The following is a 25,461-nucleotide window of genomic DNA, read 5'->3' as shown; positions in this document are numbered from 1 at the left end:
AGCGAGGCGTCATGCGAAAATCCGCAAAACAACCCCATGCAAAGGAACAGAACGGTATCCTGACACCTCACCAAGACCGTCATCACGTCCTCCGCTGCGGGTCGACGATGTCGCGCAGGCCGTCCCCGAGCAGGTTGAAGCAGAACACCGCGATCATCAGCGCAAGGCCGGGGAATAGCGCGATCCACCATTCGCCCGACACCATGAAGCCGGCGCCCTCGGCGACCATGATGCCCCACTCCGCGGTCGGCGGCCGGACGCCGAGGCCGATGAAGGACAGGCCCGCGGCATTGAGGATCGCATAGCCCATGGTCAGCGACATCTGCACGATCATGATCGGCATGATGTTCGGCAGGATGTGCCCGAGCAGGATGCGGTATTCGCCATTGCCGGACAGCCGCGCCGCCTGCACGAAGCCGGCATTGCGGCGGACATTGGCTTCCGCGCGCGCGACGCGGGCATAGAGCGGGAAGTTCACGATCGCGGTCGCGATGATGATGTTCTGCACCGTGTTGCCGAGCGCCGCGACGATGCCCATCGCCAGCACGAACAGCGGGAATGCCATGATGGTATCGGCGATGCGGCCGACGATGCGATCGGTCCATCCGCCGAAATAGCCGGCGGCGATACCGGCGAGCCCGCCCATCAGGAACACCAGCACGACGGAAGCGACCGCGATGAAGGTGTCGAGTCGGGTTGCGACGATGACGCGGCTGAAGATGTCGCGGCCGAGCTGATCGGTGCCGAACCAGTGCGCGGCGGACGGCGGCTTCAGTGCCGCCGCGGTGTCGGACGCGAGCGGGTCGTAAGGCACCACGTACGGACCGAACAGCGCGGCGAACAGGATCAGGACCAAGAGCGCGAAGGCAAAGCCGGTGACCTTGTTCTCGCTCAGCACATAGCGGGTCTGCTCGAAGACGGCGGCAAGCCCGGAGGTGCGGGCGGGGCCTGCGGGTTCGATGGTCGGTGCAACGCTGCTCATACGCCCCTCCCTAACCTTCCAGCCGGACGCGCGGATCGATCACGCCGTAGAGGATGTCGATCAACAGATTGAGCAGCACGTACATGACCGCCATCGTCAGCACGAAGCCCTGCACCGGCGCGAAGTCGGATGCGATCAGCGCTTCCACCGCATAGGAGCCGATGCCGGGCCAGGCGAACACCTTTTCGACCAGCACGTTGGCTCCGAGCAGGAAGGAGAACACCATGCTGAGCGTGGTGATGACCGGCAGCATCGCGTTGCGGAACGCGTAGGTCACGATCACCTTGCCGGGCGACAGGCCGCTGGCGCGCGCGGTGCGGACGAAATCGGACGCCAGCACCGCCAGCATCGAGGCGCGCGTCATGCGCGCGATCGGCGCCAGCGAGAAGATCGCGAGCGTCACCGCCGGCAGGATCAATTGGCTGAGCGCCGAGCGGAACGCCTCGAAGTCGCGCGCGATCAGCGTATCGATCAGATAGAAGCCGGTCACGGTCGGCGGCGCGCTATAGAACACGTCGAGCCGGCCGAGCGGTGCCGGCGCCCAGCCGAGCCGGAAATAGAACACATAAACCAGCACGAGCCCGGTGAAGAACACCGGCAGCGACACGCCCGCTGTCGTGGTGACGCGACAGAGATGATCGATCCAGGAGCCCGGCCGCGTTGCCGCCAGCACGCCGAGCGGAATCGCGATCACGATCGAGACGACGAGGCCGAGCAGAGTGAGCTCGGCCGACGCCGGCAAGCGATTGCGCAACTCGGCGGCAACCGGCTGGCCCGTGGTCAGCGAGGTGCCGAGATCGCCATGGGCGAGATCACCGGTGTAGCGAACGAACTGCTCGATCAGCGGCTTGTCGAAGCCGAGCTTCTTCCTGATCTGGTCGACCGCCTCCTTCGTGGCCGCAGGGCCTGCGAAATACGCCGCGGGATCGCCCGGCAGCGCACGCGTCAAGAGGAACGTCACGATCACGACGCCGATCAGCGACGGGATCGCGAACAAGAGCCGCTTGCCGATCAGAGACAGCATGAGCGCCTCACCCCTTCGCCATTGCGCGATAATCCAGCCGGCGGTGGAACCAGTACTCGTAGCCGGAGATGTTCTTCTGCATCGCGACGTTGACGAAGGGCTGATAGAGCGGGATGCGCGGGATGTCGGCGAAGGCGAGATCGACGAAGCCCTTCACATCGGCGTCGTAAGCCGCGGTGTCGCCGTTGGCGGCTGCGATGCGCGCGCCGTCGATGAGCTTGTCCATCTCCGGCGACTTGTAGCTCATCGTGTTGAAGATCGAATTGTTGCCGTGATAGCACCAATAGAAGAAGTACTCGGGGTAATCGAGCCAGCCCGAGAACACGTTGGTGAACAGGGGCATCTCCTTCTTGGTGAGCTCGGTGCGCCAGTTGGCGCCGGGCACCTTGTTGATCGTGGTCTTGATGCCGAGCTGCGCGAGGCTCTCCTGCACCAGCACGCAGAGCGGCTCGTTGACCCCGGCGAAGTTCAGGTCGAACGAGATCGTGGTCTCGAAGCCGTTGGCGTAGCCGGCTTCGGCGAGCAGCGCCTTGGCCTTCTCCATGTCGGTGAAATACTTGGTCGGCTGCGGCCAGGCGACCTCGGTCGGCTTGTCCTTGGCCGCGCCGAACATCGGGTTGGCGAGGCCGAACAGCACCGCATCCATGATTTTTTGGTAAGGCATCGCATAGGCCATCGCCTGCCGCACCTTGGGATTGTCGAACGGCGGCTTGGTGACGTTCATGCCGATATACTGGATGCCGTTGGAGAACGGCAGCGAGACCACGTTGAGCTTGCCGTTGGCCTTCATCTCCTGGAAATCCTTGAACGGCAGCTCATAGGAGATATCGGCATCACCGCGCTCGAGCAGCGCGCGGCGGTTGCCGGCCTGCGGCACCATGCGCCAGATCACGCGCTTGATCTTCGGCAGGGGACCCGAGACCCAGTCGTCGTTGCGCTCCATGACGACCTCGGTGCCGGCGGTCCATTTGGTCACCTTGTAAGCGCCGGAGCCCGCGGTCTGCTGCTTGGTGAATTCGAGACCCCACGGGTCCTTCTCACTGGCGTTCTTCTTGACCAGTTCGGAGTTGACGACGCAGGGCACGATCACAGCGAGATCGGGGATCGTGAGCTTGTCCTTCCTGAGGAAGTCGACGCGCACCGTGTAATCATCGACGACGACGAACTGCTCGGGCTTGGTCAGCGAGCCCGCGCTCATCTGGAAGGTCGGGAAGCCGCCGACGCTGACGGCGCGGTCGAGCGACCATTTGACGTCCTTTGCCGTGACCGGCGCGCCGTCGTGGAATTTGGCGTTCTTGCGCAGCTTGAAGGTCACCGACATGTCGCCGATGTTGAAGTCCTCGGCGAGCTCGGGCTTGAACTTGTCGCGGTCGTAATAGGGCACGCCGCCGGGGCCGCTCTTCATCTCGTGGCTGATCAGCCGGTCGTAGCAATTCCACGACACCTCGTAGCCGGGCACGTTGGTGCCGATGCCGTGGATATCGAGATTGTTGGGACCGCCTTCGGAGACGATCAGCAGTGTCTCCGAGCGCGCGTCGGCCTTGGCCGGCGACCAGATCGCGGGCGCGGTCGGCGCCAGCGCCCCCGCTGCCAGTCCGGATACCGATTTGAGGAAATCGCGACGCTTCATGTGATGCTCCAAATGCCTTTTCTCGGAAATGGCTCTGGAACTCGGGTCGCAAGGATTGTGCCAACCCTTAACGAACGCTTATGACGAGACAACCTGTTGTAAAGATTAAAGAAACCGCCGCAGGTATCTTGATCTGGCGTCGTCGGTCACGTCGGACATTGCATACAAAGGACAGTTCAATGCTCAATCATTGAGCAAAGCACGGGCGTTGCTCGCTTTCTGGCCGACGATCGATTCAGACAGTTACTCCGGCCAGATCAGTTCCTGCAGTTGCACGAGATCATCGACCCGATCCGGCCAACCTTCGATGCAGACGTGCCGGAGCGGATCGCTGGCCGAGTGCAGCATCATCAGCGCCATCAGCCGCCGCTTCAGCGCGAAATTCACCTCGCTGCGCGGGATGCCGAAGCCATCGAACAGGCTGCGCACAAGGCGCGGATGCCCGGCGGCCATGAAGGCGCTGGGGCCGAGCAGATCGTACTCGCCCCATCCGGTCCGGACATCGCCGAAGTCGAACAGGCCGGCGACGTGCCAGCCGTCGGCACGGCGCCCCAGCAGGAAATTCTCCGGGATGTACTCGCCGGTCAGGATCACCGGCGGCGCGTGCATCGGGATCAACTCAGTGGCGTCGCGCAGGAGATCGTCGAGCGAAGTGAGGAATTTCGCTGGCAGGCCGAGCCGCTCATGCCGCGCCCGGCACTGCGCGATCTGGCCCCGCATGAAGGCGTCCCAGGGTTGCCCGATCGCGAGCAGGCCACCGGGCGGCGCCCGCTGCACCTCGGCGATCACGGCGCCGATCTCGCCGAGCACGCGCTCCCGCTCGGCCTCCGACAGCGACGGCCACACCTCCGAGCCGACGGTGCCGAAAAGGCGTGTGATGACGAGATAGGGCCAGCCGTCGCGCTCGCCCTCCGCGATGAGATCGGGGATCGGAATGCCGAGCCGGCCGCGCAACTCGGCCAGCGCGCCGCGCTCGGAGACGAATTGCGGGCGCAGGAACGGCGGAAACAGCTTCAGGATCAGGTCGCCGCCGAGTCCGACAACGAGATTGGTGCCGGTCGAGAACACATGCGGCGGGCCCCAGGACAGCCCGTGGCCATCGGCAATATCGCGCGCGACCGGCAGCCAGCGCGAGGTGTCGCTGCGCCAGGCGCGATAGGTGTCGTAGTCGGTGATGGGTGGAAGGGATATCATTTCAAGGAATGCGCACGGGAGCAGGGACCCATACTCTGCTGCTGATGTTATGAAAGAAACTCGTCGTCCCAGTGGTGCGCAGCCATGAGCTTCGGTGGTTATGGGTCCCTGCTTTCGCAGGGACGACACCGAATCTGTTGCGCAGTCAGTGACTCATATACATTCATCCAGGCTGCTCGACTGCTGCTCCGTCATCCTGGGAAGATGTTTGTCCATCACCGGTCCGGATTGGCGCGCTCGAACTGGCGCAGCAGGCGATTGCCGCGCTCGACAGCGTCGTCCATCGCGGCCTGTGCCGAACGCTTGCCGGCGAACACCTGCTCGAGCTCCTCCTCGATCACGTCGCGGATGAGGACGAACGAGCCGAGGCGGACGCCTTTCGAATTGTCGGTCGGCGGCTTCAGCGTGACCTCCTCGATCGAGATCGAGGCGCCGGGATTGCGATCGTAGAAACCCTGGGCGCGGGTGAGATCGAAGGCCGCGCGGGTGATCGGCAGATAGCCTGTGTTCTGATGCCAGGCTGCCTGCACCTCCGGCCGCGACAGATAGGCGAAGAATTTCGCGACCCCGGCATATTCGGCGCGCGGCCGGTCGCGCAGCACCCACAGCGTCGCGCCGCCGATGATCGAATTCTGCGGCGCGCCCTGCACGTCGGGCTCATACGGCATCATGCCGTAGCCAACCTCGAATTTCGAATTGGCCTGGATGTCGGCGCGCGTGCCCGACGAGCCGATGAAGATGCCGCATTCGCCCTTCTGAAAACGCGGCTCGGCCGCCTGCCCGCGGCCGCTGTAATCGAACGTCTTGTCGGCCTGCCATTGCGCCAGCTGCGCGATGTGACGCAGCACGATCGGGTTGTTGAAGACCAGCTGCGCGTCGAGCCCGGCAAAGCCGTTGGACCTGGTCGCGATCGGTAAATTGTGGAAGGCCGAGAAATTCTCGACATTGATCCAGGACGGCCATGACGTGGTGACGCCGCACATCGCACCGGCCGCGCGCAGCCGCTTGGCGACGATGCCGAGCTCCGGCCAGGTCTTCGGCGGCTGGCTCGGATCGAGCCCGGCGGAGCGGAACATGTCCTTGTTGTAGTAGAGGATCGGCGTCGAGGCGTTGAACGGGAACGACAGCATGTTGCCGTCGACATCGGCGTAGTAGCCGGCCACCGCGGGCAGATAGGCCGACGGCGTGAACGCCTCGGATTGATCGCGCATCAATTCGAACACCGGATAGATCGCGCCGCGGGCCGCCATCATGGTGGCGGTGGCGATCTCGTTGACCTGAACGATCGCCGGCTGGCTGCGCGAGCGGAAGGCGAAGATCGCCGCAGTCACGGTCTCGGTGTAGTTGCCCTTGTAGGCGGGCACGATCCGGTAGTCGGATTGCGAGGCGTTGAAGTCGGCGGCGAGCTTCTCGAGCTGCTTGCCGAGCTCGCCCGACATCGCGTGCCACCACATGATGTCGGTCGCCGCTTGCGCGGGCGCCACAAGCAGAAGCGTCACGACGACGAGATGCAGGAGCTTCAAGACGAGCTTCAAGGCGAACTTCACGACCAGCCGCTCCCGGATGCCAACATGCCCTCATAAGGCGCTACAACCGGAGATTCAATCGACACCGCAGGTTGCAGCGCCGAATTAACGTTTGGCCGATGGGCGAACCATCGTCATTCTGCTAAAAAGCGTTGAACCTTTTTGCTCCCGCCCTGGACACAAATCACAAGGGGAATTGTAGCCTGTGTACCGCCGCGCCGGCCTTTCGCGGACAATAACGCTTGCCGTCGCGCTGTCATGGGCAGCGGTTTCGGTGAGCGCTTTTGCGCGCGAGTTCCGGACCGCCGACACCCAGAATGAAGACTATCCGACCGTCCAGGCGCTGAATTACATGGACCGTCTGATCGCCGAACGCACCGGCGGCCGGCACCGCATCGTGGTCTTCCATTCCCGCCAGCTCGGCGAGGAAAAGGAGACGCTGGAGCAGACCCGGGCCGGCGCCATCGATCTGAACCGGACCAATGTCGCGCTGATCGGGACCATGGTGCCGTCCGTGAACGTGCTGGCGATGCCGTTCCTGTTTCGATCGATTGAGCACCTGCAGCATGTGCTGGACGGGCCGATCGGCAACGAGATCCTCAGCAGTCTCGAGGCCCATGGCTTCGTCGGGCTGACCTTCTACGATTCCGGCGCCCGCTCGATCTATAACAGCGTCCGCCCGGTGCGTTCGCTCGACGACCTCAAGGGATTGCGGCTGCGCGTGCAGCAATCCGAGCAGATGTCGGATATGATCCGCGCGCTCGGCGCCCAGCCGGTCGAGATGGCCTACGGCCAGGTGCTCACAGGACTCGCCAACCGGCTGATCGACGGTGCCGAGAACAACTGGCCGTCCTTCGTCACCACCGGTCACCACAAATACGCCGGCTACTACACCTTGACCCGACACACCGTGAGCCCCGAAGTGCTGGTGATGTCGCGCAAGGCCTGGGCCAGCCTCTCGCCCGATGAGCAGACCATCTTCCGCGACGCCGCGCAGCGCTCCAGTCTTTACATGCGCGAGAAGTGGCGGGAGCTCGAGGAGCGCTCGCGCAAACAGGCGGAGCTCGCAGGCGTCAAGGTCGTGACTGACCTCGACCGCAAGCCGTTCGAGGCGGCGATGGCCGGCATCTATGCCAAGGCCGAGCGCGATCCGGCGATCGCAGCGCTGATCGAACGCATCCGCAACGTGGAGTGACCGGATCTTGGACGCACCCCAACAGGACCGGACGATGCAACGGCGGGCGGCCTTCGGGCCGCAGGGCCGCTTCCGCATCGTGCAGTTGCTGCGTGCGGTGCCGATCCGCTGGCGCATCCTGTCGATCGCGCTGCTCAATTCGGCGGTCGTGATCGTGCTCGCGGTGCTGATCTGGAACGGCTCGAAGGTGCTCGGCTCGGCCTGGGAGGATGTCCGCCAGGTGCGGGAATCCGACAAGATCCTGGCCAAGCTGGAAAGCGAGACCAGCCGGCTGCAGAACCTGATCCATCGCTACATCAACCAGCCGAGCCCGGACCTGTTCGCGGAAATCCTGCTGCTGCGCGAGGCCGTGCTCGGCACGCTGACCAACCGGGCCTCGACCGACCCGATGCTGTCCGGCTCGGTCGAGCAGCTCGAACGCGCCACCAGCCGCTTCCTCGACGGCTTCGGCGAATTGCGCACGGTGCAGACCCGGATCTCGAAGACCTATGACGAGCAGGTGCTGACGCCGACCAAGGACATGGCCGGGCTGTATTCGATCATCGAGGGCGCCACCGGCCATCGCGACGCGCTGATCTGGCCGGCGCTCGGCAAGTCGCGCGAGGCGTTCACCTCGCTCCTGGTCGCCGCCAACGCCTACTACCTCTCGCTGGCCTCCTCGTCGGCCGAGGAAGCCCGCCGCAACATCGATACGATCGAGCGGACGATCCCGGTCATGACCGATCTGGCCGAGAACGATCTGCAGCGCATGGCGCTGGCGCGGCTCAAGGTCAAGACCGCTGAGCTGCGCGACGGCCTCGGCAAGCTCAGCGAGCAGCTCACCAACCGCACCGATCTGTTGCGCAATTCGATCGACGCCAGCCAGGCCGACGCGATCGGCGCGATCGACGATCTCTCGGTGAAGATGCGCCAGCGCGAGCAGAAGGCGCAGGAGACCTTCGACAAGACGCTGACCTCGATCTCGCGCCGCGTGCTGTCGATCGCGGTGATCTTCCTCGGCGTCATCATGTCCGCCGGCGTCATGATCGCATTGTCGATCCGGCTGCCGCTGGCGCAAATCATGGCCGCGATGCGCACCATCACCTCTGGAGACCTCGACCGGCCGGTGCAAGGCACCTCGGCCAAGGACGAGGTCGGCGCCATGGCGCGCGCGGTGGAAGTATTCCGCGAGAACGCCATCGCCAAGCGCAAGACCGAGGACGAGCTGCGCACCGCCAAGGAGAAGGCCGAGAGCGCGCTGCTCGAACTCAACACCGCGCAGCAGAACCTGATCGATGCCGAGCGCCTCGCCGCGCTCGGCGGCCTCGTTGCCGGCGTCGCCCACGAGGTCAACAATCCGATCGGCATCAGCCTGACGGTCGCCTCGAGCTTTGCCCGCCGCAGCGAGATGTTCGAGAACGATTTGAAGACCGAGCCGCTGCGCCGCTCCAAGCTCGACGAATTCGTGCGCGCCTCGCGTGACGCATCGCAGCAACTGGTCTCCAACCTGCAGCGCGCCGGCGAGCTGATCCAGTCGTTCAAGCAGGTCGCCGTCGACCGCTCGCATGCCGAACGCCGCCAGTTCTCCTTGAGCGAATCCACCGACCAGATCGTGGCGAGCCTCCGGCCGGTGCTGAAGAAGGCGGCGATCGCGCTGTCCGTCGACGTGCCCGAGGGGCTGCTGATCGACGGCTATCCCGGCGCCTATGGCCAGATCTTAACCAATCTTTTCCTGAACGCCGTCAATCATGCCTTTGCCGATGGCCGCTCCGGCAACATCACGATCTCGGCGCGCGGGCGCGGCACTGACGATGTCGAGATCATCTTCGCGGACGACGGGGCTGGCATGACGCCGGACGTGCAGCGACAGGCGTTCGACCCGTTCTTTACGACGCGCCGCAACGAAGGTGGTACGGGCCTCGGCCTCCATATCGTCTATAACCTCGTCACCCAGCAGCTCGGCGGACGCATGATGCTGGAGTCAAGGGTAGGACAAGGCACCACTTTTCGCATTATCATGCCCAGGATCGCCAAGGGGGCTGCCAAGGGCGAGCCCACGATCACTGACGCAGCAGCCGACGGAAGCAGTCAATGGCCGAACAGGACGATGTCCTCCAACTGATCGACGACACCGAGAGCCCCCCGGAGGACTCGTCGGCCCGCAAATGGAAGATCGCCGTGATCGACGACGATCACGCCGTCCATGAGGGCACCCGCTTCGCACTGAGCGACTACAATCTGAACGGCGCGACGCTGGAGATCCTGTCCGCCTATTCTGCGGCCGAAGGCCGCACGCTGATGCGGGACAACCCCGACATCGCGGCCGTGCTGCTCGACGTCATCATGGAGACCGACGTCGCCGGGCTCGAGCTCGTCGAATACATCCGCAACGAGATCAGGAACGAGACCGTCCGCATCATCCTGCGCACCGGCCAGCCCGGCCAGGCGCCGGAGCGCCGCGTCATCGTGCAGTACGACATCAACGACTACAAGGCGAAGACCGAGCTCACCGCCGACAAGCTGTTCACCTCGCTGACCGCGGCGCTGCGCAGCTACCAGCAGCTCGAGCGCATGGTGCAGACCAGGCGCGGGCTCGAGATCATCATCGACGCCGCCTCGACGCTGTACGACTTCAAGTCGATGCAACGGCTGGCCGAGGGCGTACTGACCCAGCTCGCCTCGCTGCTCAATGTCGATTGCGCCGGCATTCTGGTGCTGCGCGACGACGGCAACGCCGCCGCATGCGATTTCTCGGTGCTGGCCTGCTCGGGCTGCTACAGCCGCTTCATCGGCACCACCTCGTCGAAGGCGCTCGATGCTGACTTGCGGCACATGGTCGAGGAAGCCTTCCAGCGCCGCAAGAACGAGTTCGCCGACCACCGCAGCGTGCTCTATTCGCGCACCGGCTCCGGCCGCGAGGTGGTGGTGCTGCTGCAGGCCGAGCGCCAGCTCTCCGACACCGACCGCGCGCTGGTCGAGATCTTCTCGAGCCGGCTGTCGATCGCGTTCGACAACGTGATCCTGTACCAGCAGCTGCACGAAGCCAACACCCAGCTCGAGGACCGCGTCGCGCAGCGCACCCGCGCGCTGATGCAGGCCAACCGGCGGCTGTCGGCGCAATGGCTGCGGCTGCAGCGCGCCAACGGCTTCAAGAACGAGATCCTCGGCACCGTCGCCCACGATCTGAAGAATCCGCTCGGTGTGATCCTCGGCCGCACCGAGATGCTGACCGAGTTGATCGGCGCCGGCTCGCCGAAGGAGAACGTCACCGCGCAGGTCGAGCATATTCGTGACGCCACCAAGCGGCTGACATCGATGGTCGACCACCTGATCTCGGATGCGATGGCGGATGCCTTCGACATCACCATCCGCCGCGAGCCGGTAGACGTCGCGGCCCTCGTCAACGAGGTCACCGAGGCCAACCTGCCCTCGGCCGTCAACAAGCAGCAGAGCATCGCGGTCTCCGGGCCGCAGCATTTCGTCACGATGTGCGACGCCGACCGGATCCGCGAGGCGATCGACAATCTCGTCAGCAACGCCATCAAGTACTCGCCGATCGGCGGCAAGATCACGGTCCAGGTCAGCCACGAGGGCGACGACACCGTGATCCGGATCGCCGACCAGGGCCCCGGCCTCAGCCCGGAGGATCTCGGCCGGCTGTTCGGCCGGTTCCAGCGGCTGTCGGCCAAGCCGACCGCGGGCGAGAGCTCGACCGGCCTCGGGCTTTCCATCGTCAAGCGCATCATCGACATGCATGGCGGCCATGTGACCGCACAGAGCCCGGGCCCCGGACAGGGGTCGACCTTTACGGTTACACTGCCGGCGACAGAGACATGAACCAGAACCCGCATATCTTCATCGTCGACGACGAGGCCCCGGCCCGCGAGATGGTCGGCGATTACCTCAAGATGCACGGCTTCGGCGTGACGCTGTGCGACGGCGGCAAGAGCCTGCGCAAGGAGATCGAGAGCAGCACGCCCGATCTCGTCGTGCTGGACCTCAACATGCCCGAGGAAGACGGGCTGTCGATCATTCGCGACCTCAAGAGCAAGATCAACGTCCCCGTCATCATGCTGACAGCTACTGCCAGCCCGATCGACCGCGTGGTCGGGCTCGAGCTCGGCGCCGACGACTATGTGGCAAAACCCTGCGAGCTGCGCGAATTGATGGCGCGGATCCGCTCGGTGCTGCGGCGGAGCGGGCCGGCCAAATCAGCCGCGCCGGAACCGGCGAGCGCGAAGGCTGAAAAGGAGCAATTGGTGCGGTTCGGCACCAAATGGCTCGACCTCGAGGCCCAGGCACTGCGCGACGACGAGGGCAACGAGCACCCGCTGACGGCCTCCGAATTCGGCCTGCTCAAGGTGTTCGCGGCCAATCCGAAGCGGGTGCTGTCGCGCGAGCGGCTGCTGGAACTGGCCAATGCGCGCGACGCCGAAGCCTTCGACCGCGCCGTCGACCTGCGCATCATGCGCATCCGCCGCAAGATCGAATTCGATCCGACCAAGCCGTCCGTGATCCGGACCATCCGCGGCGGCGGCTACCTGTTCTCGCCGACCGGCGACAAGGCTTAGTCTTTATCGGTGTCGTCCGCCATTTGACCGTCGTCCCAGCGAAGGCCGGGACCCATTACCCCGACTGCCTGTGGTGAGACGACGATGGGGCCACAGCGCGCTCCAACAACGAATGGCTGTGGTTATGGGTCCCGGCCTTCGCCGGGAGACGATTTGGCTGTGCGGCACGCACGGAATCCACACACGTAAGGCTGTCATTCTCCGCAAAAATCCCTAAGTTTCGGCCATGCCGAAAACAGCCTCCAAAGACCCCGCCAAGCCCGCTCCGAAGACCGCCCCCAAGCCCGTTGCCGCCAAAGCCGCGGCCAAGGGCGACCATGTCTTTCTGGTCGATGGTTCGTCCTACATCTTCCGCGCCTATCACGCGCTGCCGCCGCTCAACCGCAAGTCCGACGGGCTGCAGGTCAACGCCGTGCTCGGCTTCTGCAACATGCTGTGGAAGCTGCTCCGCGACATGCCCGAGGACAACCGGCCGACCCATCTGGCGATCGTGTTCGACAAGTCGGAGATCACGTTCCGCAACAAGCTCTATCCGGACTACAAGGCGCACCGGCCGCCGGCGCCCGACGATCTGATCCCGCAATTCGCGCTGATCCGCGAAGCGGTGCGCGCCTTCGACCTGCCCTGTCTCGAGCAGGCGGGATTCGAGGCCGACGATCTGATCGCGACCTATGCACGGCTCGCCAACGAGCGCGGCGCGAGCACGACCATCGTGTCGTCCGACAAGGACCTGATGCAGCTCGTCACCGACAAGGTCGTGATGTACGACACGATGAAGGATCGCCGCATCGGCATCCCGGAGGTGATCGAGAAATTCGGCGTGCCGCCGGAGAAGGTGGTCGAGGTGCAGGCGCTGGCCGGCGACTCCACCGACAACGTACCCGGCGTGCCCGGCATCGGCATCAAGACCGCAGCCCAGCTGATCATCGAGTATGGCGATCTCGATCAGCTCTTGTTCCGCGCCACCGAGATCAAGCAGCCGAAGCGGCGCGAGGCGCTGCTGGAGAACGCCGAGAAGGCGCGCATCTCGCGCCAGCTGGTGCTGCTCGACGACAAGGTCGATCTCGAGGTGCCGCTCGACGACCTCGCCGTGCACGAGCCGGACTCGCGCCGGCTGATCGCCTTCCTCAAGGCGATGGAGTTCACCACCCTCACCCGCCGTGTCGCCGACTATGCGCAGATCGATCCCGCCAATGTCGACGCCGATCCCGGCAACAAGAGCGGCGCCAGCGTGTTCTCGCCGCTGCCGTCGTCGGATGTGACGCCGGCGCCCGGGGGCTCACCGGCGTCGGCCGCAGCACCGGTTGCGAAGGCCAAGCCGACCGGCGCGCGCGACGACAAGAACTCCAATCGGCGAGGCACGCCGGCCGCGCTGGCCGAAGCCCGTGGCGAGGCGATCCGCAAGACCGGGTTCGATCGCAAGGCCTACCAGACGGTCGGCACTCTCGATCAACTCAACGCCCTGCTCGCGCGGGCGCACGACACCGGCTACATCGCGATCGAGGCGATGTCGGAATCGATCGACCCGATGCAGGCCGAGCTGGCAGGACTGGCCCTGGCCGTGGCGCCCAACGATGCTGCCTACGTGCCGCTCGGCCACCGCGAGCCCGGCGGCGGCGCGGGCTTGTTCGATGCGGGCCTCGCAGCCGGCCAGATCAAGACCGCTGATGTGCTGAAGACGCTGAAGCCGCTGCTGGAGTCGACCGGCATCCAGAAGGTCGGCTTCAACGTCAAGTTCACCTCGGTCACATTGGCGCAGCACGGCGTCACGCTGCGCAACATCGACGATGCGCAGCTGATGTCGTATGCGCTCGACGCCGGCCGCGGCTCGCATGCGTTGGAACAGCTCGCCGAGCGCTGGTTCGGCCATGCCGTCGTCAGCTACGGCGGCCTCGTCGGCAGCGGCAAGGGCAGGCTGACCTTCGACCAGGTCACGATCGACAAGGCGACCGAATATGCCGCCGAAAGCGCCGACGTGATCCTGCGGCTGTGGCGGGTGCTGAAGCCGCGCCTGGTCGCCGAGCGGATGACGACGGTGTACGAGACGCTGGAACGGCCGCTGGTCTCGGTGCTGGCACGGATGGAACGCCGCGGCATCTCGATCGACCGCCAGGTGCTGTCGCGCCTCTCGGGCGATTTCGCGCAGACCGCGGCGCGGGTCGAGGCGGAGATCCAGGAGATCGCCGGCGAGCCGGTCAATGTCGGCAGCCCGAAGCAGATCGGCGACATCATCTTCGGCAAGATGGGATTGCCCGGCGGCACCAAGACCAAGACCGGCGCATGGTCGACCACCGCGCAGGTGCTGGACGATCTCGCCGAGCAGGGCCACGAATTCCCGAAGAAGATTCTGGAATGGCGCCAGGTCTCGAAGCTGAAATCGACCTACACCGATGCGCTGCCGACCTACGTCAATCCGCAGACCCATCGCGTGCACACGACTTACGCGCTGGCCGCGACCACGACGGGCCGGCTGTCGTCGAACGAGCCGAATTTGCAGAACATCCCTGTTCGCACCGAGGATGGCCGCAAGATCCGCCGCGCCTTCATCGCGACGCCCGGCCACAAGCTGGTGTCTGCGGACTATTCGCAGATCGAACTGCGGCTGCTTGCGGAGATCGCCGACGTGCCGGTGCTGCGCCAGGCATTCCGCGACGGGCTCGACATTCACGCCATGACCGCCTCCGAGATGTTCGGCGTGCCGATCAAGGACATGCCGAGCGAAGTGCGCCGCCGCGCCAAGGCGATCAATTTCGGCATCATCTACGGCATCTCGGCGTTCGGCCTCGCCAACCAGCTCGGCATCGCGCGCGAGGAAGCCTCGGCCTACATCAAGAAGTATTTCGAGCGCTTCCCCGGCATCCGGGCCTACATGGATGAGACCAAGGACTTCTGCCGCCGCAACGGCTATGTGACGACGCTGTTCGGCCGCAAGTGCTACTACCCCGATATCAAGGCCTCCAACGCCTCGGTGCGCGCCTTCAACGAACGCGCCGCGATCAATGCGCGCTTGCAGGGCACCGCGGCCGACATCATCCGCCGCGCCATGATCCGGGTCGAGGACGCGCTCGCCGAGAAGAAGCTCTCGGCGCAGATGCTGCTGCAGGTGCATGACGAACTGATCTTCGAGGTGCCCGACAACGAGGTCGCGGCGACGCTGCCGGTGGTGCAGAAGGTGATGCAGGACGCGCCGTTCCCGGCGGTGATCCTGTCGCTGCCGCTGCAGGTCGATGCCCGTGCCGCCAACAATTGGGACGAGGCGCATTGACCGGTGGCTCGCGGCCCGATCGGTTGCGTCGTTTGGGTGGGAGCCTTAGTTGACCCTTGGCTGACATCGATCCGCTGCTTGCATTCGCATTGACCGCGCTCCTGATCGAGCTCACGCCCGGTCCCAACATGACCTATCTCGCTGCCTTGTCGCTCTCGAGCGGCATGCGCAGCGGCTTTGCCGCGGTCTGCGGCATCGCGCTCGGCCTGATGACCTACGCCGTGATCGCTGCGTTCGGCCTGGCTGCCGTGGTCGACGGCTCGCCGGTGCTTTATGGGCTGCTGCGTTGGGGCGGCGTGCTCTACCTGCTGTGGCTCGCCTGGGACGCCTGGTCGGGTCAGGTGGACGGCTCTCCCGAGACGGCGACGAAGGAGCAGCCGTGGCCCGCATTCCAGCGCGGCTTGATCACGAACCTGCTCAATCCAAAGGCCGCGGTGTTCTATGTAACGGTGCTGCCTGAGTTCGTTCAGCCGGACCGCGGCTCTCTCGCGATGCAGACGCTGATGCTAGGCGTGCTCTATGTCGCGATCGCAACCCTGATCCATTCAGCCGTCGTCGCGCTGGCCGGCGCCATGCAGTCGGCCATCGACGTCGCCAACAACCGCCGGACGATCCGCGGAGCGTTTGCCATCGCACTGGTCGGCATCGCGATATGGTTCGCGGTCGCGACCGGCCACCCGCGATAATTGATCCGAGGACAATTCCGACATGGCCGCGCGGCGGATGACACGCTAGAAGTGTCTGCATCCCCTCGCGAGACCCATCATGCCCCACATATCCGCCCTGCTCGGCTTTGCGCTCGTCTGCCTCGGCATGGTGCTGACGCCGGGACCGAACATGATGTACCTGATCTCGCGCTCGATCACACAGGGGCCGGCGGCCGGCATCGTCTCGCTCGGCGGTGTCGCGCTCGGCTTCGTGTTCTACATGCTGTGTGCGGCGTTCGGCATCACCGCGCTGCTGTTCGCGATTCCCTATGCCTACGACGCGCTGCGCTTCGCCGGCGCCGCCTATCTGCTCTGGCTGGCATGGCAGGCATTGAAGCCCGGCGGCCGCTCGCCGTTCCAGGTCAAGGCGCTGAAGGTCGACGGCCCGCGCAAATTGTTCGCAATGGGCTTCCTCACCAATCTGCTGAATCCGAAGATCGCGATGCTCTATCTGGCGCTGTTGCCGCAGTTCATCGATCCCGCCGGCGGCAGCGTGCTGACGCAGTCGCTCGCGCTCGGCTCGATCCAGATCGTGATCAGCGTCAGCGTCAACGCGATGATCGCGCTCGCCGCCGGCTCGATCGCGGTGTTCCTCGGCACCCGCCCGACCTGGCTCCTGGTGCAGCGCTGGCTGATGGGCACGGTGCTCGCGGGGCTAGCGATGAAGATGGCGCTCGAGGCGCGGCGGGCCTAGCGAGGCCCCCGCTCTCCTTGTCGAACGAGGACGCGCTCGTTCTCTCGCGCCCGATGCGCAGGTTTTGCGAGGTGTTTGTCAGGCACCTTTGCTGCGGTCAACCGGCGGCCTCGCGCAGACTTGCTTCGTAACGCGCGCTCGCCCGTTCGAAGTTGCGGCGCGCTTCTTCGCGGTCGGACCGGCCCTCTTCAAGCGTCAACGAATCCCATTTGCTCCGTTCTGTGGCAAAGAAATCGCCGCCGTAGACGTGGATCGCACTGCTCAGCCGATCTATCGGATTGATCACTGAATGGATGATCTCGGTGCCGAGCGGCACGGTATCGCGCGCGCACAAGGCCCTGGCACCCGCTGCCTCTATCCGGTTCGGCTCGCCCGGAATGCGGCGCCAGAAGACGTTGTCCTCACGGCCTGCATAAACGCCGATCACGGCCCACATATGATGATCGTGAGGCGGCACGATATACCCGGGCGGCCACACCACGTGGAGGATGGTCAGCGTCGGGGAATGGAAGAGCGCACGGCTTTCGGGGCGCTCCGGCTCGCCGAGTGCCCTGAATACCGCGGTCGGTTCAGACATCGCGCGGGCAACGACCTCATGAACGGCCCGGTGAGACGGGTCTGCCGCAAACGCATCACGGCAGTCGGCAACGAAACGCTCAGTGTCGAACATCGGGATTCCCCTTTGGACAAGGTTTCGGCTTGACGGAAGCATGGCGCGGCTTGCTCAATGTGTCCAATGCATTTAATATCCATCAATTCATGCAATTGATGCATTGAAATGGACCTTCGACAGCTGCGCACCTTCGTCGTCGTTGCCGAGGCCGGCGGCTTTGCCGCCGCGCAACAGCAGTTGCGCCTGAGTCAGCCGGCGGCTTCTCGCCAGATCCAGGGGCTCGAGGACGAACTCGGGATTCCGTTGTTCGATCGCGTGGGCCGCGGGATCAAGCTGACTTCAGAAGGCGAAGATCTGCTACGGCGCGGCCGCCGTCTCCTGCAGGATGTCGAATCTTTCGGCGAGCGTGCGCGCGCGCTGAGAACCGGCCACGCGGGCGCGCTGCGGGTCGGCTGCAGCACCCAGCATATGGAAACGGTGCTGGCCAATTTCCTCCCCTCATTCCGACGCAAGCACCCCTCCGTGGTCATAGAGTTGGTCGAGGACGGTGGTGCCCGCGTTCCGGATCGCCTGCAGCGCGGCGACGTTCATCTCGCGATCATTCCAGCCGCCGACGATGGCTATCACCGCCGGCTGCTGGCTCCCGTCCATGTGCTTGCTGCCGTTTCGCCACGGCATGGCTTCGCAAGCAGGCGGAAGCTGGAGATTGCCGAACTCGCCGAGGAGTCATTGCTGCTGCTGCGGCGGGACTTCGCATCTCGCGGCTGGTTCGATGCCGCCTGCAACATCGCGCACGTCAGGCCACGCGTGATCCTCGAAAGCGCCGCGCCTCACACGCTGCTCGCGCTGGCAAGAGGCGGCAACGATGTCGCCATCGTGCCGTCGAATGTTCAGATCCCCGCCAGCGTCCACGCCCTTCCGCTGCTTCACAGGGGCGCTTCGATCGGGCGATGGACAGCCGTAGCCTGGGATCCGCAGCGCTTTCTGGCCCCTTATGCCAAATCCTTTATCGACGAACTCGTCGCCTATTGCGGCAAACACTATCCGGGACGCAAGTTTGCCAAGCACGTCTCGCCTCTGCCAAGGCCGGAGGAAACAAAGGGGTGATCGCCCTGCCGGGAGCCTCGATGCAAAGCATCGAAGCCGGGTGAGGTCTCCCTCCACGAGATCGTCTGCGGAGACAACCCCTCATCTGCCGCCGTAGCCGACGCTACGCGTCGGCGTTGCATTACAAACGGCCGTTGGCCGCCTGTGCCACCTTCTCCCGCAAGGGGAGAAGGGAAGACCCCCTCAATCCAGCTTCGCTTCCATCCCGCGCTTCGTCGCGGGGCGGGCCATCAGCGTCTCGTACCAGCGCTTGACGTTGGGGAAGTCGCCGAGATCGACCTTGTGGCGCGGATGGCGCCAGGCCCAGCCGAGGATGGCGAAATCGGCGACCGAGAGATCGCCGGCGACGAAATCGCGGCCATCCAGCCTGCGGTCCAGCACGCCGTAGAGCCGCCGCGTCTCGGCCATGTAGCGCTTCAGGCCGTAGGCGCGATCCTGCTCGTTCTCCAGCGCGATGAAATGGTGCACCTGGCCCGGCATCGGGCCGAAACCGCCCATCTGCCACATCAGCCACTCATAGACCGGGATCCGCTCGGCGAGCGGCTTCGGCAGGAACTTGCCGGTCTTCTCGCCAAGATAGAGCAGGATTGCGCCGGACTCGAAGATGCTGACCGGCTTGCCGCCGGGGCCATCGGGATCAACGATCGCCGGGATCTTGTTGTTCGGGCTGATCGCGAGGAAGGCGGGCGCCATCTGCTCGCCCTTGCCGATATTCACCGGGATCACCTTGTAGGGCAGCCCCATCTCCTCCAGCGCCACCGAGATCTTGCGGCCATTGGGCGTGTTCCAGGTGTGCAGCTCGATGGTCATTTCCGCTTCCCTTCCAGATATTTGGCGACTGCTTTAGGGGGATCGAACCGGCCGCACAACCGCGCTTTCCGGAAAGCTCGCCCGCGGAAATCGCGGCATAGGCGCTGTTGACGGCCGGATTTCCGCGCTGGAATGTCCCGGTAACCGCCGATAGATTGCCGCCCGCCTCAAACCCTCAAGGGAAGAAGTCTTTGTCCAAATCAGCCTCCCGCGCCCGCCTCGCCGAGATCATCCGCAAGCGTTCGTTCGGCCGCGGCGAGATCACGTTGGCGTCGGGCCGCAAGAGCGACTTCTATTTCAACCTGAAGCCGACGATGCTCGATCCCGAGGGCGCTGCGCTGCTCGCCGAGCTCACCTATGAGGCGCTGAAGGACGACAAGCTCGATTTCGTCGGCGGGCTCGAGATGGGAGCGGTGCCGCTCGCCGGCGCGATCGCACAGCTGTCCTGGCTGAAGGGCCACCCGATCGCCGCCTTCTTCGTGCGCAAGAAGCCGAAGGAGCACGGCGCACGGCTCGCGGTGGAAGGCCTCGCCAAGGGCGAGAGCCTTGCCGGAAAGCGCATCGTGATCGTCGAGGACGTCACCACGACGGGCGGCTCGGCGCTGAAGGCGGTCGAAGCGGTGCGCGAGGTCGGCGGCGAGATTGCGCTGGTCTTCACCATGGTCGACCGCGAGGAAGGCGCGACCGAGACCTTTGCCGAAGCCGGCTTGCCGTTCCGCGCGCTGTACAAGGCCGGCGAGTTCCTGAAGGACTGAAGGTCTCTCTGCTCCCGGGGCGAGGTGAAGGAAAGCTCGCTCGATCTCGCCTTCTGCTTGTGACGCCGTCACGCTGAATCAATCGCTCGTTTACCATCCCGCTCTAAGGTGAATCCGCCGGGGCACCTTGCCGCCGCGGCGCGTCGGGTGGAGTTGGCGTTGCGTACAGAGTTGAGTGATCGGCGCGTGCGGCGCTGTGTGATGCTTGCCGCCGCAGCCTTTGCGGGTTCCGTCGTGGTCGTGCCCGCTCCCGTCTCAGCCGAAGGGCTGTTCGACTTCTTCTTCGGCGGTTCCCAGAAGCAGCAGGGCCGGCAGGCCCCGCCGCAGGCCAATTTCTTCGCCGATCCGTTCGGCCTCAACCAGCCGGAACGGCAGACTTCCACACCCACCTCGGCACCGCGCGTCGCCGGTTCCGGGCCGGCTTATTGCGTGCGGACCTGCGACGGCAAGTATTTTCCGCTGACGATGCGCGGCAACGCGACGCCGGCGCAGCTGTGCCAGGCCTTCTGTCCGGCGAGCGCGACCAAGGTCTATTACGGCGGCCATATCGACAGCTCGGCATCGAGCACGGGCGAGCGCTACGCCGACAGCGAGACCGCCTTCGCCTATCGCAAGGCGCTGCGCGCCGACTGCACCTGCAACGGCCGCGACCCGGCGGGGCTCGCGCCGGTCGACCTCGCGCTCGACGCCTCGCTGAAGGCCGGCGACGTGATCGCGACCACCGACGGCCTGGTCGCCTATACCGGCGTCCGGGTCGGCAACGAGCAGTCGTTCGACTTCACCCCGGTCGCCTCCTATCCCGGATTGACTGCGGCGGTCCGCGCGCGGCTCGGCGAGATGAGGGTTGCGCCCGTCAGCGCCGAGCTCGCCAGCGACGCGCCGCTGCCGGAGACCAGAAGCGATGTCGCGCCGTCGTCCGTCGCGCCGAAGGGCAACGCGGCAAAGTCCGGCAAGCGCGCCGAGGCGAATTAACGCGCCACGATCACGCCGATCACGTTCGGCGCGGCCATGTATTTCTCCTCGATCGCCGCCCGCGCGGCGGCGCGGTTCTCGGCGGTGAGGAGACCGCGCTTCTCGGCGAGGATCATCCAGCAATAGCCCCACCAATCCGTCAGCATGCCGTGGTCGTCGACGAGATCGTAGCCCTGCTCGGCGGCGAACAGGCGCGCATGCGCCTCGTCGAGCGAATCGAGCCAGGCGTGATCGTCGAGCGAAAACAGCTCGTCGCTGAAATCATCCGTGGTGTAGCCCCAGATCGACATGCATACCGCGTTGAACTCGCGATCGAGCTGGTCGTCGTCGATCGGCTGGCGCCGCGAGGCCTGGTGCAGCCGCGACAGCGAGCGGGCGAAATCCGCGATGCGGGTGAGAGCGAACTGATCGAAGGCGATGGTGGACATGTAGTCCTCGCGGAGGCTGGGAGACCCTAGATATTGTATCGGCACAGCGCCGAATCATAATGATATATCAAAGACTTGCTAAAGTGTTCTTAATTCGTTCTGGTTGGTTTATAGATGGTCATCGATGGGTGTCGTCCTGGCGAAAGCCAGGACCCATTACCCCAGCAGGTCGACATATCGCGAGCTTGGGCCAAACCATGAAAGCTGCGGTCAGCTACTACGTCTACATTCTCGCGAGCCGGCATCACGGAACGCTCTACATCGGCGTCACCAATGACATCCGTACGCGGCTTGAACTGCATCGTTCTGGCCGCGGCTCCAAGTTCGTGCACCAATACGAGGTGTTACGTCTCGTTCATGTCGAGGAATTCGCCACACCGCAGGAAGCCATCGCACGCGAGAAGCAATTGAAGTTCTGGAAACGCGATTGGAAGATCAAGCTGATTGAAGCGGAAATCCGGATTGGAGCGACCGGTCCGACCTCATTTGACAGTTGGGGTAATGGGTCCTGGCTTTCGCCAGGACGACGATGTGGCGCGACCGAGCATCATCGCTCTGTCACGGACATGCCTCCCCCCAAAGCAATTCGGGCCGCTGACTAGGTCAGCGGCCCGTTGAAAATTGCTTCGGAATGAAATGCGTCGGAGCTTGAAATGTTGCCCGCCCCACGAGCGACAGGGGTGTTTGTAAAGAACTCCTTAAGTTCTGGGAATCCGTATCACCACGGTGTTCCCGATTGCGCGTGAAGGCGCCTTGCGCGACCGTCAATTCGCCGCCGACAGCAGTCGGTCGCCGCAGGCGTTTGCGTAGAACTTGCCGCCGCATTGCCGCTTGATGGCGGCACAGCGCGCCGCCGGCGACGCGTTCTGCGCCACGCTGAAGCCGCACGTCAGGCCGTCGGCGCTGCGGCCCAATTTGCCCGCCGCATAGGCTGCGCTGGTCGCCGTGATGCACACTACGAGCAATGCCGCGGCCGCGATCTCGATCAAAAGCCTCATCACGCATCCTCCGCTAAATTGTCGCAAAATCTCGCGTTTCGCAGCCGATCGTAGCACCTGCGCGGGCGGCTTCGGAAGGTTCCCGGAGCGGCCCGGTCCTTGCATAAATTCACGGCAGCGCTGCATGGCCTTGTCCCGGACGGTTTCGATTGCCGTGCAACGCGCGTATCATTGCGTCGGAGCATGATCGGGGAACCGCGGGTACCGGAATTTCCGAGGGACCATGCTCAAACAAGGCGACGAGAGCATGATGCCTGCCATGGCATCAGGTTCCCGTCTGAACGGCAGGGATTGGGCGTTGCAGGAACAGACAAATTATCCGGCCTTGAATCAGCCGGTTGACGAGCTGGCGCTGACCGAGATCAAGGGCGCGATCCTGGCCAAGCTGCGGCTTGCGATCGGCAAGGACGCCACCGTTGCGACCCGGCGTGACTGGTACAAGGCGGCGGCGCTGGCGCTGCGCGACCGCATCGTGCACCACTGGCTGACGGCCGAGAAGCAGACCTACGATGCCGGCGCCAAGCGCGTCTATTATCTCTCGCTGGAATTCCTGATCGGTCGCCTGTTCACCGACGCGCTGAACAATATGGGGCTCCTGCCGCTGTTCGAGGCCGCGCTCGGCGACCTCGGCGTCGATCTCTCGGACCTGCGCAAATGCGAGCCGGATGCGGCGCTCGGCAATGGCGGCCTCGGGCGGCTCGCGGCCTGCTTCATGGAGAGCATGGCAACGCTGGCGATCCCGGCGACCGGCTACGGCATCCGCTACGATTTCGGCCTGTTCCGCCAGATCATGAACCAGGGCTGGCAGCAGGAATATCCCGACGAGTGGCTCGCGTTCGGCAACCCCTGGGAGTTCCAGCGGCCGGAGGTGGTCTACAACGTCCACTTCGGCGGCCATGTCGAGCATGTCGACGAACGCGGTCGCGACCGCGCCACCTGGCATCCGTCGGAAACCGTCGAGGCGATGGCCTACGACACCCCGATCGTCGGCTGGCGCGGCCAGCACGTCAACGCGCTGCGGCTGTGGTCGGCGCATGCGCCCGACCCGCTCAAGCTCGACGTGTTCAACTCGGGCGACTACGTCTCGGCCAGCGCCGAGCAGGCGCGCGCGGAAGCGATCTGCAAGTTCCTCTATCCGAACGACGAGAGCGCGGCGGGCCGCGAGCTCCGCCTGCGCCAGGAATATTTCTTCGTCTCGGCCTCGCTGCAGGATCTGGTGAATCGGCACCTCGCCTCCGACGGCGGCCTGCGCAACCTCGCGCAGAAGGCGGCAGTGCAGCTCAACGATACCCATCCGAGCCTTGCCGTCACCGAGCTGATGCGCATCCTGGTCGACCTGCACAATTTCCGCTGGGACGAGGCCTGGAAGATCACGGTCGCAACCCTGTCCTACACCAATCACACGCTGCTGCCCGAGGCGCTCGAGACCTGGCCGGTCGAACTGTTCGAGCGGCTGCTGCCGCGGCATCTCGAGATCATCTACCGCATCAACGTGGCCCATCTCGCGCTTGCCGAGGAACGCTTCCCCGGCGACATCGAATATCGCGCCTCGGTCTCGCTGATCGACGAGCGCAGCGGCCGCCGGGTGCGGATGGGCCAGCTCGCCTTCGTCGGCTCGCATCGCATCAACGGCGTCTCGGCGATGCATTCCGACCTGATGAAGGAGACCGTGTTCCACGATCTCCATCACCTCTATCCCCAGCGCATCACCAACAAGACCAACGGCATCACCTTCCGCCGCTGGCTGATGCTGGCCAATCCGCGGCTGACCGCGCTGTTGCGCGAGACCTGCGGCGAGGCCGTGCTCGACGACTTCTCGCTGCTCGATCGGCTCGAGGCCCATTCCAGCGACCTCGAATTCCAGAAGCGCTTCCGCGACGTCAAGCATCACAACAAGCTGGCGCTGGCGCGGCTGATCGGCGAGCGCAACAACGTCAAGGTCGACCCGTCGGCGCTGTTCGACGTGCAGATCAAGCGCATCCATGAATACAAGCGGCAGCTGCTCAACATCCTGGAGACGATCGCGCTGTATCACGCGATGAAGGATGACCCGGCCGCGAACTGGGTGCCGCGGGTGAAGATCTTCGCCGGCAAGGCGGCGGCGAGCTATCGCTACGCCAAGCTGATCATCAAGCTGATCAGCGACGTCGCCGAGGTCGTCAACAATGACGCCTCGCTCGGCGGCAGACTGAAGGTGGTCTTCCTCGCCGACTACAATGTCAGCCTCGCTGAGGTGATCATTCCGGCCGCCGATCTGTCCGAGCAGATCTCGACCGCCGGCATGGAAGCCTCCGGCACCGGCAACATGAAGCTCGCGCTGAACGGCGCGCTGACCATCGGCACGCTCGACGGCGCCAATATCGAAATCCGCGACGCCGTCGGACCCGAGAACATCGCGATCTTCGGCCTTGAGGCCGGCGACGTCATGGTCCGCCGCAAGCAGGGGCTCGATGCCTCTGACGTGATCCGCAGATCGCCACGGCTCGAGCGCGCGATCCGTGCCATCGAGAGCGGCGAGTTCTCGCCGGGCGATGCCGCGCGCTTCGCCTCGATCGGGCACGCGTTGCGCTACCTCGACCATTACATGGTCTCGGCCGATTTCGATTCCTACTACGACACGCAGCGTAGCATCGACGCGCGCTGGCAGGTGCCGCCGGCCTGGACCCGCGCCTCGATCCTCAACGTGGCGCGCATGGCGTGGTTCTCCTCCGACCGCACCATCCGCGAATACGCCGAGGACATCTGGCACGTGCCGGTGCACCCGACCGCCGCGCCGCAGCTGGGCAGCCAGCGCGAGGCGAAGGGATAATCCCGGGGCGCGGAAATCGATTACGTCCGACATCATTGAATTTGGCGCAGTCGCTGGGCTACTGCTGTTGCAGCAGCGTCATTGCGAGCGGAGCGGAGCAATCCATCGCTCCACATTTGCGGAGCCATGGATTGCTTCGTCGCGGAGCCTGTCATCCGGCCGGCCGGAGGCCGGACCGGGCGGCTCCTCGCAATGACGGCAG

The 25,461-nt window shown here is 64.8% G+C and carries 20 protein-coding genes and 1 pseudogene; 12 read left to right on the top strand and 9 right to left on the bottom strand.

The genetic code is table 11. The annotated features are described in order from the left end of the window. Positions 1 to 82 precede the first annotated feature (82 nt). From CK489_RS11760 to ugpB, 5 genes are all read right to left on the bottom strand, one after another. Positions 83 to 982 (bottom strand): ABC transporter permease, encoded by a 900-nt coding sequence (locus CK489_RS11760; RefSeq protein ID WP_095732413.1) that lies wholly within the window; start codon positions 980 to 982, stop codon positions 83 to 85. Positions 983 to 992: 10 nt separating this feature from the next. After that, positions 993 to 2,006, bottom strand: a complete 1,014-nt coding sequence (locus CK489_RS11755) for an ABC transporter permease (RefSeq protein ID WP_050626897.1) — start codon at positions 2,004 to 2,006, stop codon at positions 993 to 995. Between the two features lie 7 nt (positions 2,007 to 2,013). Next, on the bottom strand, positions 2,014 to 3,636 hold the full coding sequence (locus tag CK489_RS11750; protein WP_095732412.1) for an ABC transporter substrate-binding protein: 1,623 nt from the start codon (positions 3,634 to 3,636) through the stop codon (positions 2,014 to 2,016). Positions 3,637 to 3,879: 243 nt separating this feature from the next. After that, on the bottom strand, positions 3,880 to 4,830 hold the full coding sequence (locus tag CK489_RS11745) for an aminoglycoside phosphotransferase family protein (protein WP_198960905.1): 951 nt from the start codon (positions 4,828 to 4,830) through the stop codon (positions 3,880 to 3,882). 215 nt (positions 4,831 to 5,045) lie between these two features. Beyond that, a complete protein-coding gene (gene ugpB, locus CK489_RS11740; protein ID WP_430649148.1) occupies positions 5,046 to 6,365 on the bottom strand; it encodes a sn-glycerol-3-phosphate ABC transporter substrate-binding protein UgpB in 1,320 nt (439 codons plus the stop codon). A gap of 196 nt (positions 6,366 to 6,561) precedes the next feature. On the opposite strand from ugpB, the gene CK489_RS11735 reads away from it, so the two are divergent. From CK489_RS11735 to CK489_RS11705, 7 genes are all read left to right on the top strand, one after another. Next, a complete protein-coding gene (locus tag CK489_RS11735; protein ID WP_095732411.1) occupies positions 6,562 to 7,551 on the top strand; it encodes a TRAP transporter substrate-binding protein in 990 nt (329 codons plus the stop codon). Between the two features lie 34 nt (positions 7,552 to 7,585). Next, positions 7,586 to 9,652, top strand: a complete 2,067-nt coding sequence (locus tag CK489_RS11730) for a sensor histidine kinase (protein WP_198960904.1) — start codon at positions 7,586 to 7,588, stop codon at positions 9,650 to 9,652. After that, positions 9,622 to 11,367, top strand: a complete 1,746-nt coding sequence (locus CK489_RS11725; RefSeq protein WP_095732410.1) for an ATP-binding response regulator — start codon at positions 9,622 to 9,624, stop codon at positions 11,365 to 11,367. The genes CK489_RS11730 and CK489_RS11725 overlap by 31 nt, the downstream gene beginning before the upstream one ends. Then, positions 11,364 to 12,101, top strand: a complete 738-nt coding sequence (locus CK489_RS11720) for a response regulator (RefSeq protein WP_050425909.1) — start codon at positions 11,364 to 11,366, stop codon at positions 12,099 to 12,101. The genes CK489_RS11725 and CK489_RS11720 overlap by 4 nt, the downstream gene beginning before the upstream one ends. Before the next feature lie 226 nt (positions 12,102 to 12,327). Further along, positions 12,328 to 15,366, top strand: a complete 3,039-nt coding sequence (gene polA, locus CK489_RS11715) for a DNA polymerase I (protein WP_095732409.1) — start codon at positions 12,328 to 12,330, stop codon at positions 15,364 to 15,366. 56 nt (positions 15,367 to 15,422) lie between these two features. Continuing rightward, a complete protein-coding gene (locus tag CK489_RS11710; RefSeq protein WP_283807261.1) occupies positions 15,423 to 16,052 on the top strand; it encodes a LysE family translocator in 630 nt (209 codons plus the stop codon). Positions 16,053 to 16,131: 79 nt separating this feature from the next. Continuing rightward, positions 16,132 to 16,767: a LysE family translocator gene (locus CK489_RS11705; protein ID WP_095732408.1), complete on the top strand. Its 636-nt coding sequence runs from the start codon at positions 16,132 to 16,134 to the stop codon at positions 16,765 to 16,767. Positions 16,768 to 16,864: 97 nt separating this feature from the next. On the opposite strand, the gene CK489_RS11700 is transcribed toward CK489_RS11705, so the two are convergent. Continuing rightward, entirely contained in the window at positions 16,865 to 17,437 is a 573-nt protein-coding gene (locus CK489_RS11700) for a hypothetical protein (protein ID WP_095732407.1), read from the bottom strand. Between the two features lie 108 nt (positions 17,438 to 17,545). Between CK489_RS11700 and CK489_RS11695 the strand changes: the two genes are divergently transcribed. Further along, positions 17,546 to 18,487: a LysR family transcriptional regulator gene (locus CK489_RS11695; protein ID WP_095732406.1), complete on the top strand. Its 942-nt coding sequence runs from the start codon at positions 17,546 to 17,548 to the stop codon at positions 18,485 to 18,487. A gap of 183 nt (positions 18,488 to 18,670) precedes the next feature. Here the strand turns inward: CK489_RS11695 and CK489_RS11690 are convergent, their stop codons facing one another. Next, on the bottom strand, positions 18,671 to 19,297 hold the full coding sequence (locus tag CK489_RS11690) for a glutathione S-transferase family protein (RefSeq protein WP_050626889.1): 627 nt from the start codon (positions 19,295 to 19,297) through the stop codon (positions 18,671 to 18,673). 191 nt (positions 19,298 to 19,488) lie between these two features. Between CK489_RS11690 and pyrE the strand changes: the two genes are divergently transcribed. Continuing rightward, entirely contained in the window at positions 19,489 to 20,052 is a 564-nt protein-coding gene (gene pyrE / locus CK489_RS11685; RefSeq protein ID WP_095732405.1) for an orotate phosphoribosyltransferase, read from the top strand. A 201-nt stretch (positions 20,053 to 20,253) separates the two neighbouring features. Continuing rightward, positions 20,254 to 21,024 (top strand): DUF2865 domain-containing protein, encoded by a 771-nt coding sequence (locus CK489_RS11680; RefSeq protein WP_245350330.1) that lies wholly within the window; start codon positions 20,254 to 20,256, stop codon positions 21,022 to 21,024. Here CK489_RS11680 and CK489_RS11675 read toward each other — a convergent pair. Next, complete coding sequence (locus CK489_RS11675; protein WP_050626887.1) at positions 21,021 to 21,452, bottom strand: hypothetical protein; 432 nt, start codon at positions 21,450 to 21,452, stop codon at positions 21,021 to 21,023. The genes CK489_RS11680 and CK489_RS11675 overlap by 4 nt on opposite strands. Before the next feature lie 197 nt (positions 21,453 to 21,649). Here CK489_RS11675 and CK489_RS11670 point away from each other — a divergent pair. After that, positions 21,650 to 21,942, top strand: a pseudogene (locus tag CK489_RS11670) (GIY-YIG nuclease family protein). Positions 21,943 to 22,216: 274 nt separating this feature from the next. Here CK489_RS11670 and CK489_RS11665 read toward each other — a convergent pair. Then, on the bottom strand, positions 22,217 to 22,450 hold the full coding sequence (locus CK489_RS11665; RefSeq protein WP_095732403.1) for a hypothetical protein: 234 nt from the start codon (positions 22,448 to 22,450) through the stop codon (positions 22,217 to 22,219). 259 nt (positions 22,451 to 22,709) lie between these two features. On the opposite strand from CK489_RS11665, the gene CK489_RS11660 reads away from it, so the two are divergent. Then, entirely contained in the window at positions 22,710 to 25,259 is a 2,550-nt protein-coding gene (locus CK489_RS11660) for a glycogen/starch/alpha-glucan phosphorylase (RefSeq protein ID WP_095732444.1), read from the top strand. Positions 25,260 to 25,461 lie beyond the last annotated feature (202 nt).

The sequence above is a fragment of the Bradyrhizobium sp. UFLA03-84 genome (assembly GCF_002289535.1).
Taxonomy (GTDB): Bacteria; Pseudomonadota; Alphaproteobacteria; order Rhizobiales; family Xanthobacteraceae; genus Bradyrhizobium; species Bradyrhizobium viridifuturi.
This window is presented reverse-complemented; position numbering and strand designations above follow the sequence as displayed.

Bases quoted from the DNA above. Each gene is read 5' to 3' on its own strand.
- CK489_RS11705 (WP_095732408.1), top strand. From the start codon at position 16,132: ATGCCCCACATATCCGCCCTGCTCGGCTTTGCGCTCGTCTGCCTCGGC.
- CK489_RS11695 (WP_095732406.1), top strand. From the start codon at position 17,546: ATGGACCTTCGACAGCTGCGCACCTTCGTCGTCGTTGCCGAGGCCGGC.
- polA (WP_095732409.1), top strand. From the start codon at position 12,328: ATGCCGAAAACAGCCTCCAAAGACCCCGCCAAGCCCGCTCCGAAGACC.
- CK489_RS11760 (WP_095732413.1), bottom strand. From the start codon at position 982: ATGAGCAGCGTTGCACCGACCATCGAACCCGCAGGCCCCGCCCGCACC.
- CK489_RS11750 (WP_095732412.1), bottom strand. From the start codon at position 3,636: ATGAAGCGTCGCGATTTCCTCAAATCGGTATCCGGACTGGCAGCGGGG.
- CK489_RS11700 (WP_095732407.1), bottom strand. From the start codon at position 17,437: ATGTTCGACACTGAGCGTTTCGTTGCCGACTGCCGTGATGCGTTTGCG.
- CK489_RS11720 (WP_050425909.1), top strand. From the start codon at position 11,364: ATGAACCAGAACCCGCATATCTTCATCGTCGACGACGAGGCCCCGGCC.
- CK489_RS11675 (WP_050626887.1), bottom strand. From the start codon at position 21,452: ATGTCCACCATCGCCTTCGATCAGTTCGCTCTCACCCGCATCGCGGAT.
- CK489_RS11665 (WP_095732403.1), bottom strand. From the start codon at position 22,450: ATGAGGCTTTTGATCGAGATCGCGGCCGCGGCATTGCTCGTAGTGTGC.
- CK489_RS11680 (WP_245350330.1), top strand. From the start codon at position 20,254: ATGCTTGCCGCCGCAGCCTTTGCGGGTTCCGTCGTGGTCGTGCCCGCT.
- CK489_RS11730 (WP_198960904.1), top strand. From the start codon at position 7,586: ATGCAACGGCGGGCGGCCTTCGGGCCGCAGGGCCGCTTCCGCATCGTG.
- CK489_RS11755 (WP_050626897.1), bottom strand. From the start codon at position 2,006: ATGCTGTCTCTGATCGGCAAGCGGCTCTTGTTCGCGATCCCGTCGCTG.
- CK489_RS11690 (WP_050626889.1), bottom strand. From the start codon at position 19,297: ATGACCATCGAGCTGCACACCTGGAACACGCCCAATGGCCGCAAGATC.
- CK489_RS11745 (WP_198960905.1), bottom strand. From the start codon at position 4,830: ATGATATCCCTTCCACCCATCACCGACTACGACACCTATCGCGCCTGG.
- CK489_RS11725 (WP_095732410.1), top strand. From the start codon at position 9,622: ATGGCCGAACAGGACGATGTCCTCCAACTGATCGACGACACCGAGAGC.
- CK489_RS11660 (WP_095732444.1), top strand. From the start codon at position 22,710: ATGGCATCAGGTTCCCGTCTGAACGGCAGGGATTGGGCGTTGCAGGAA.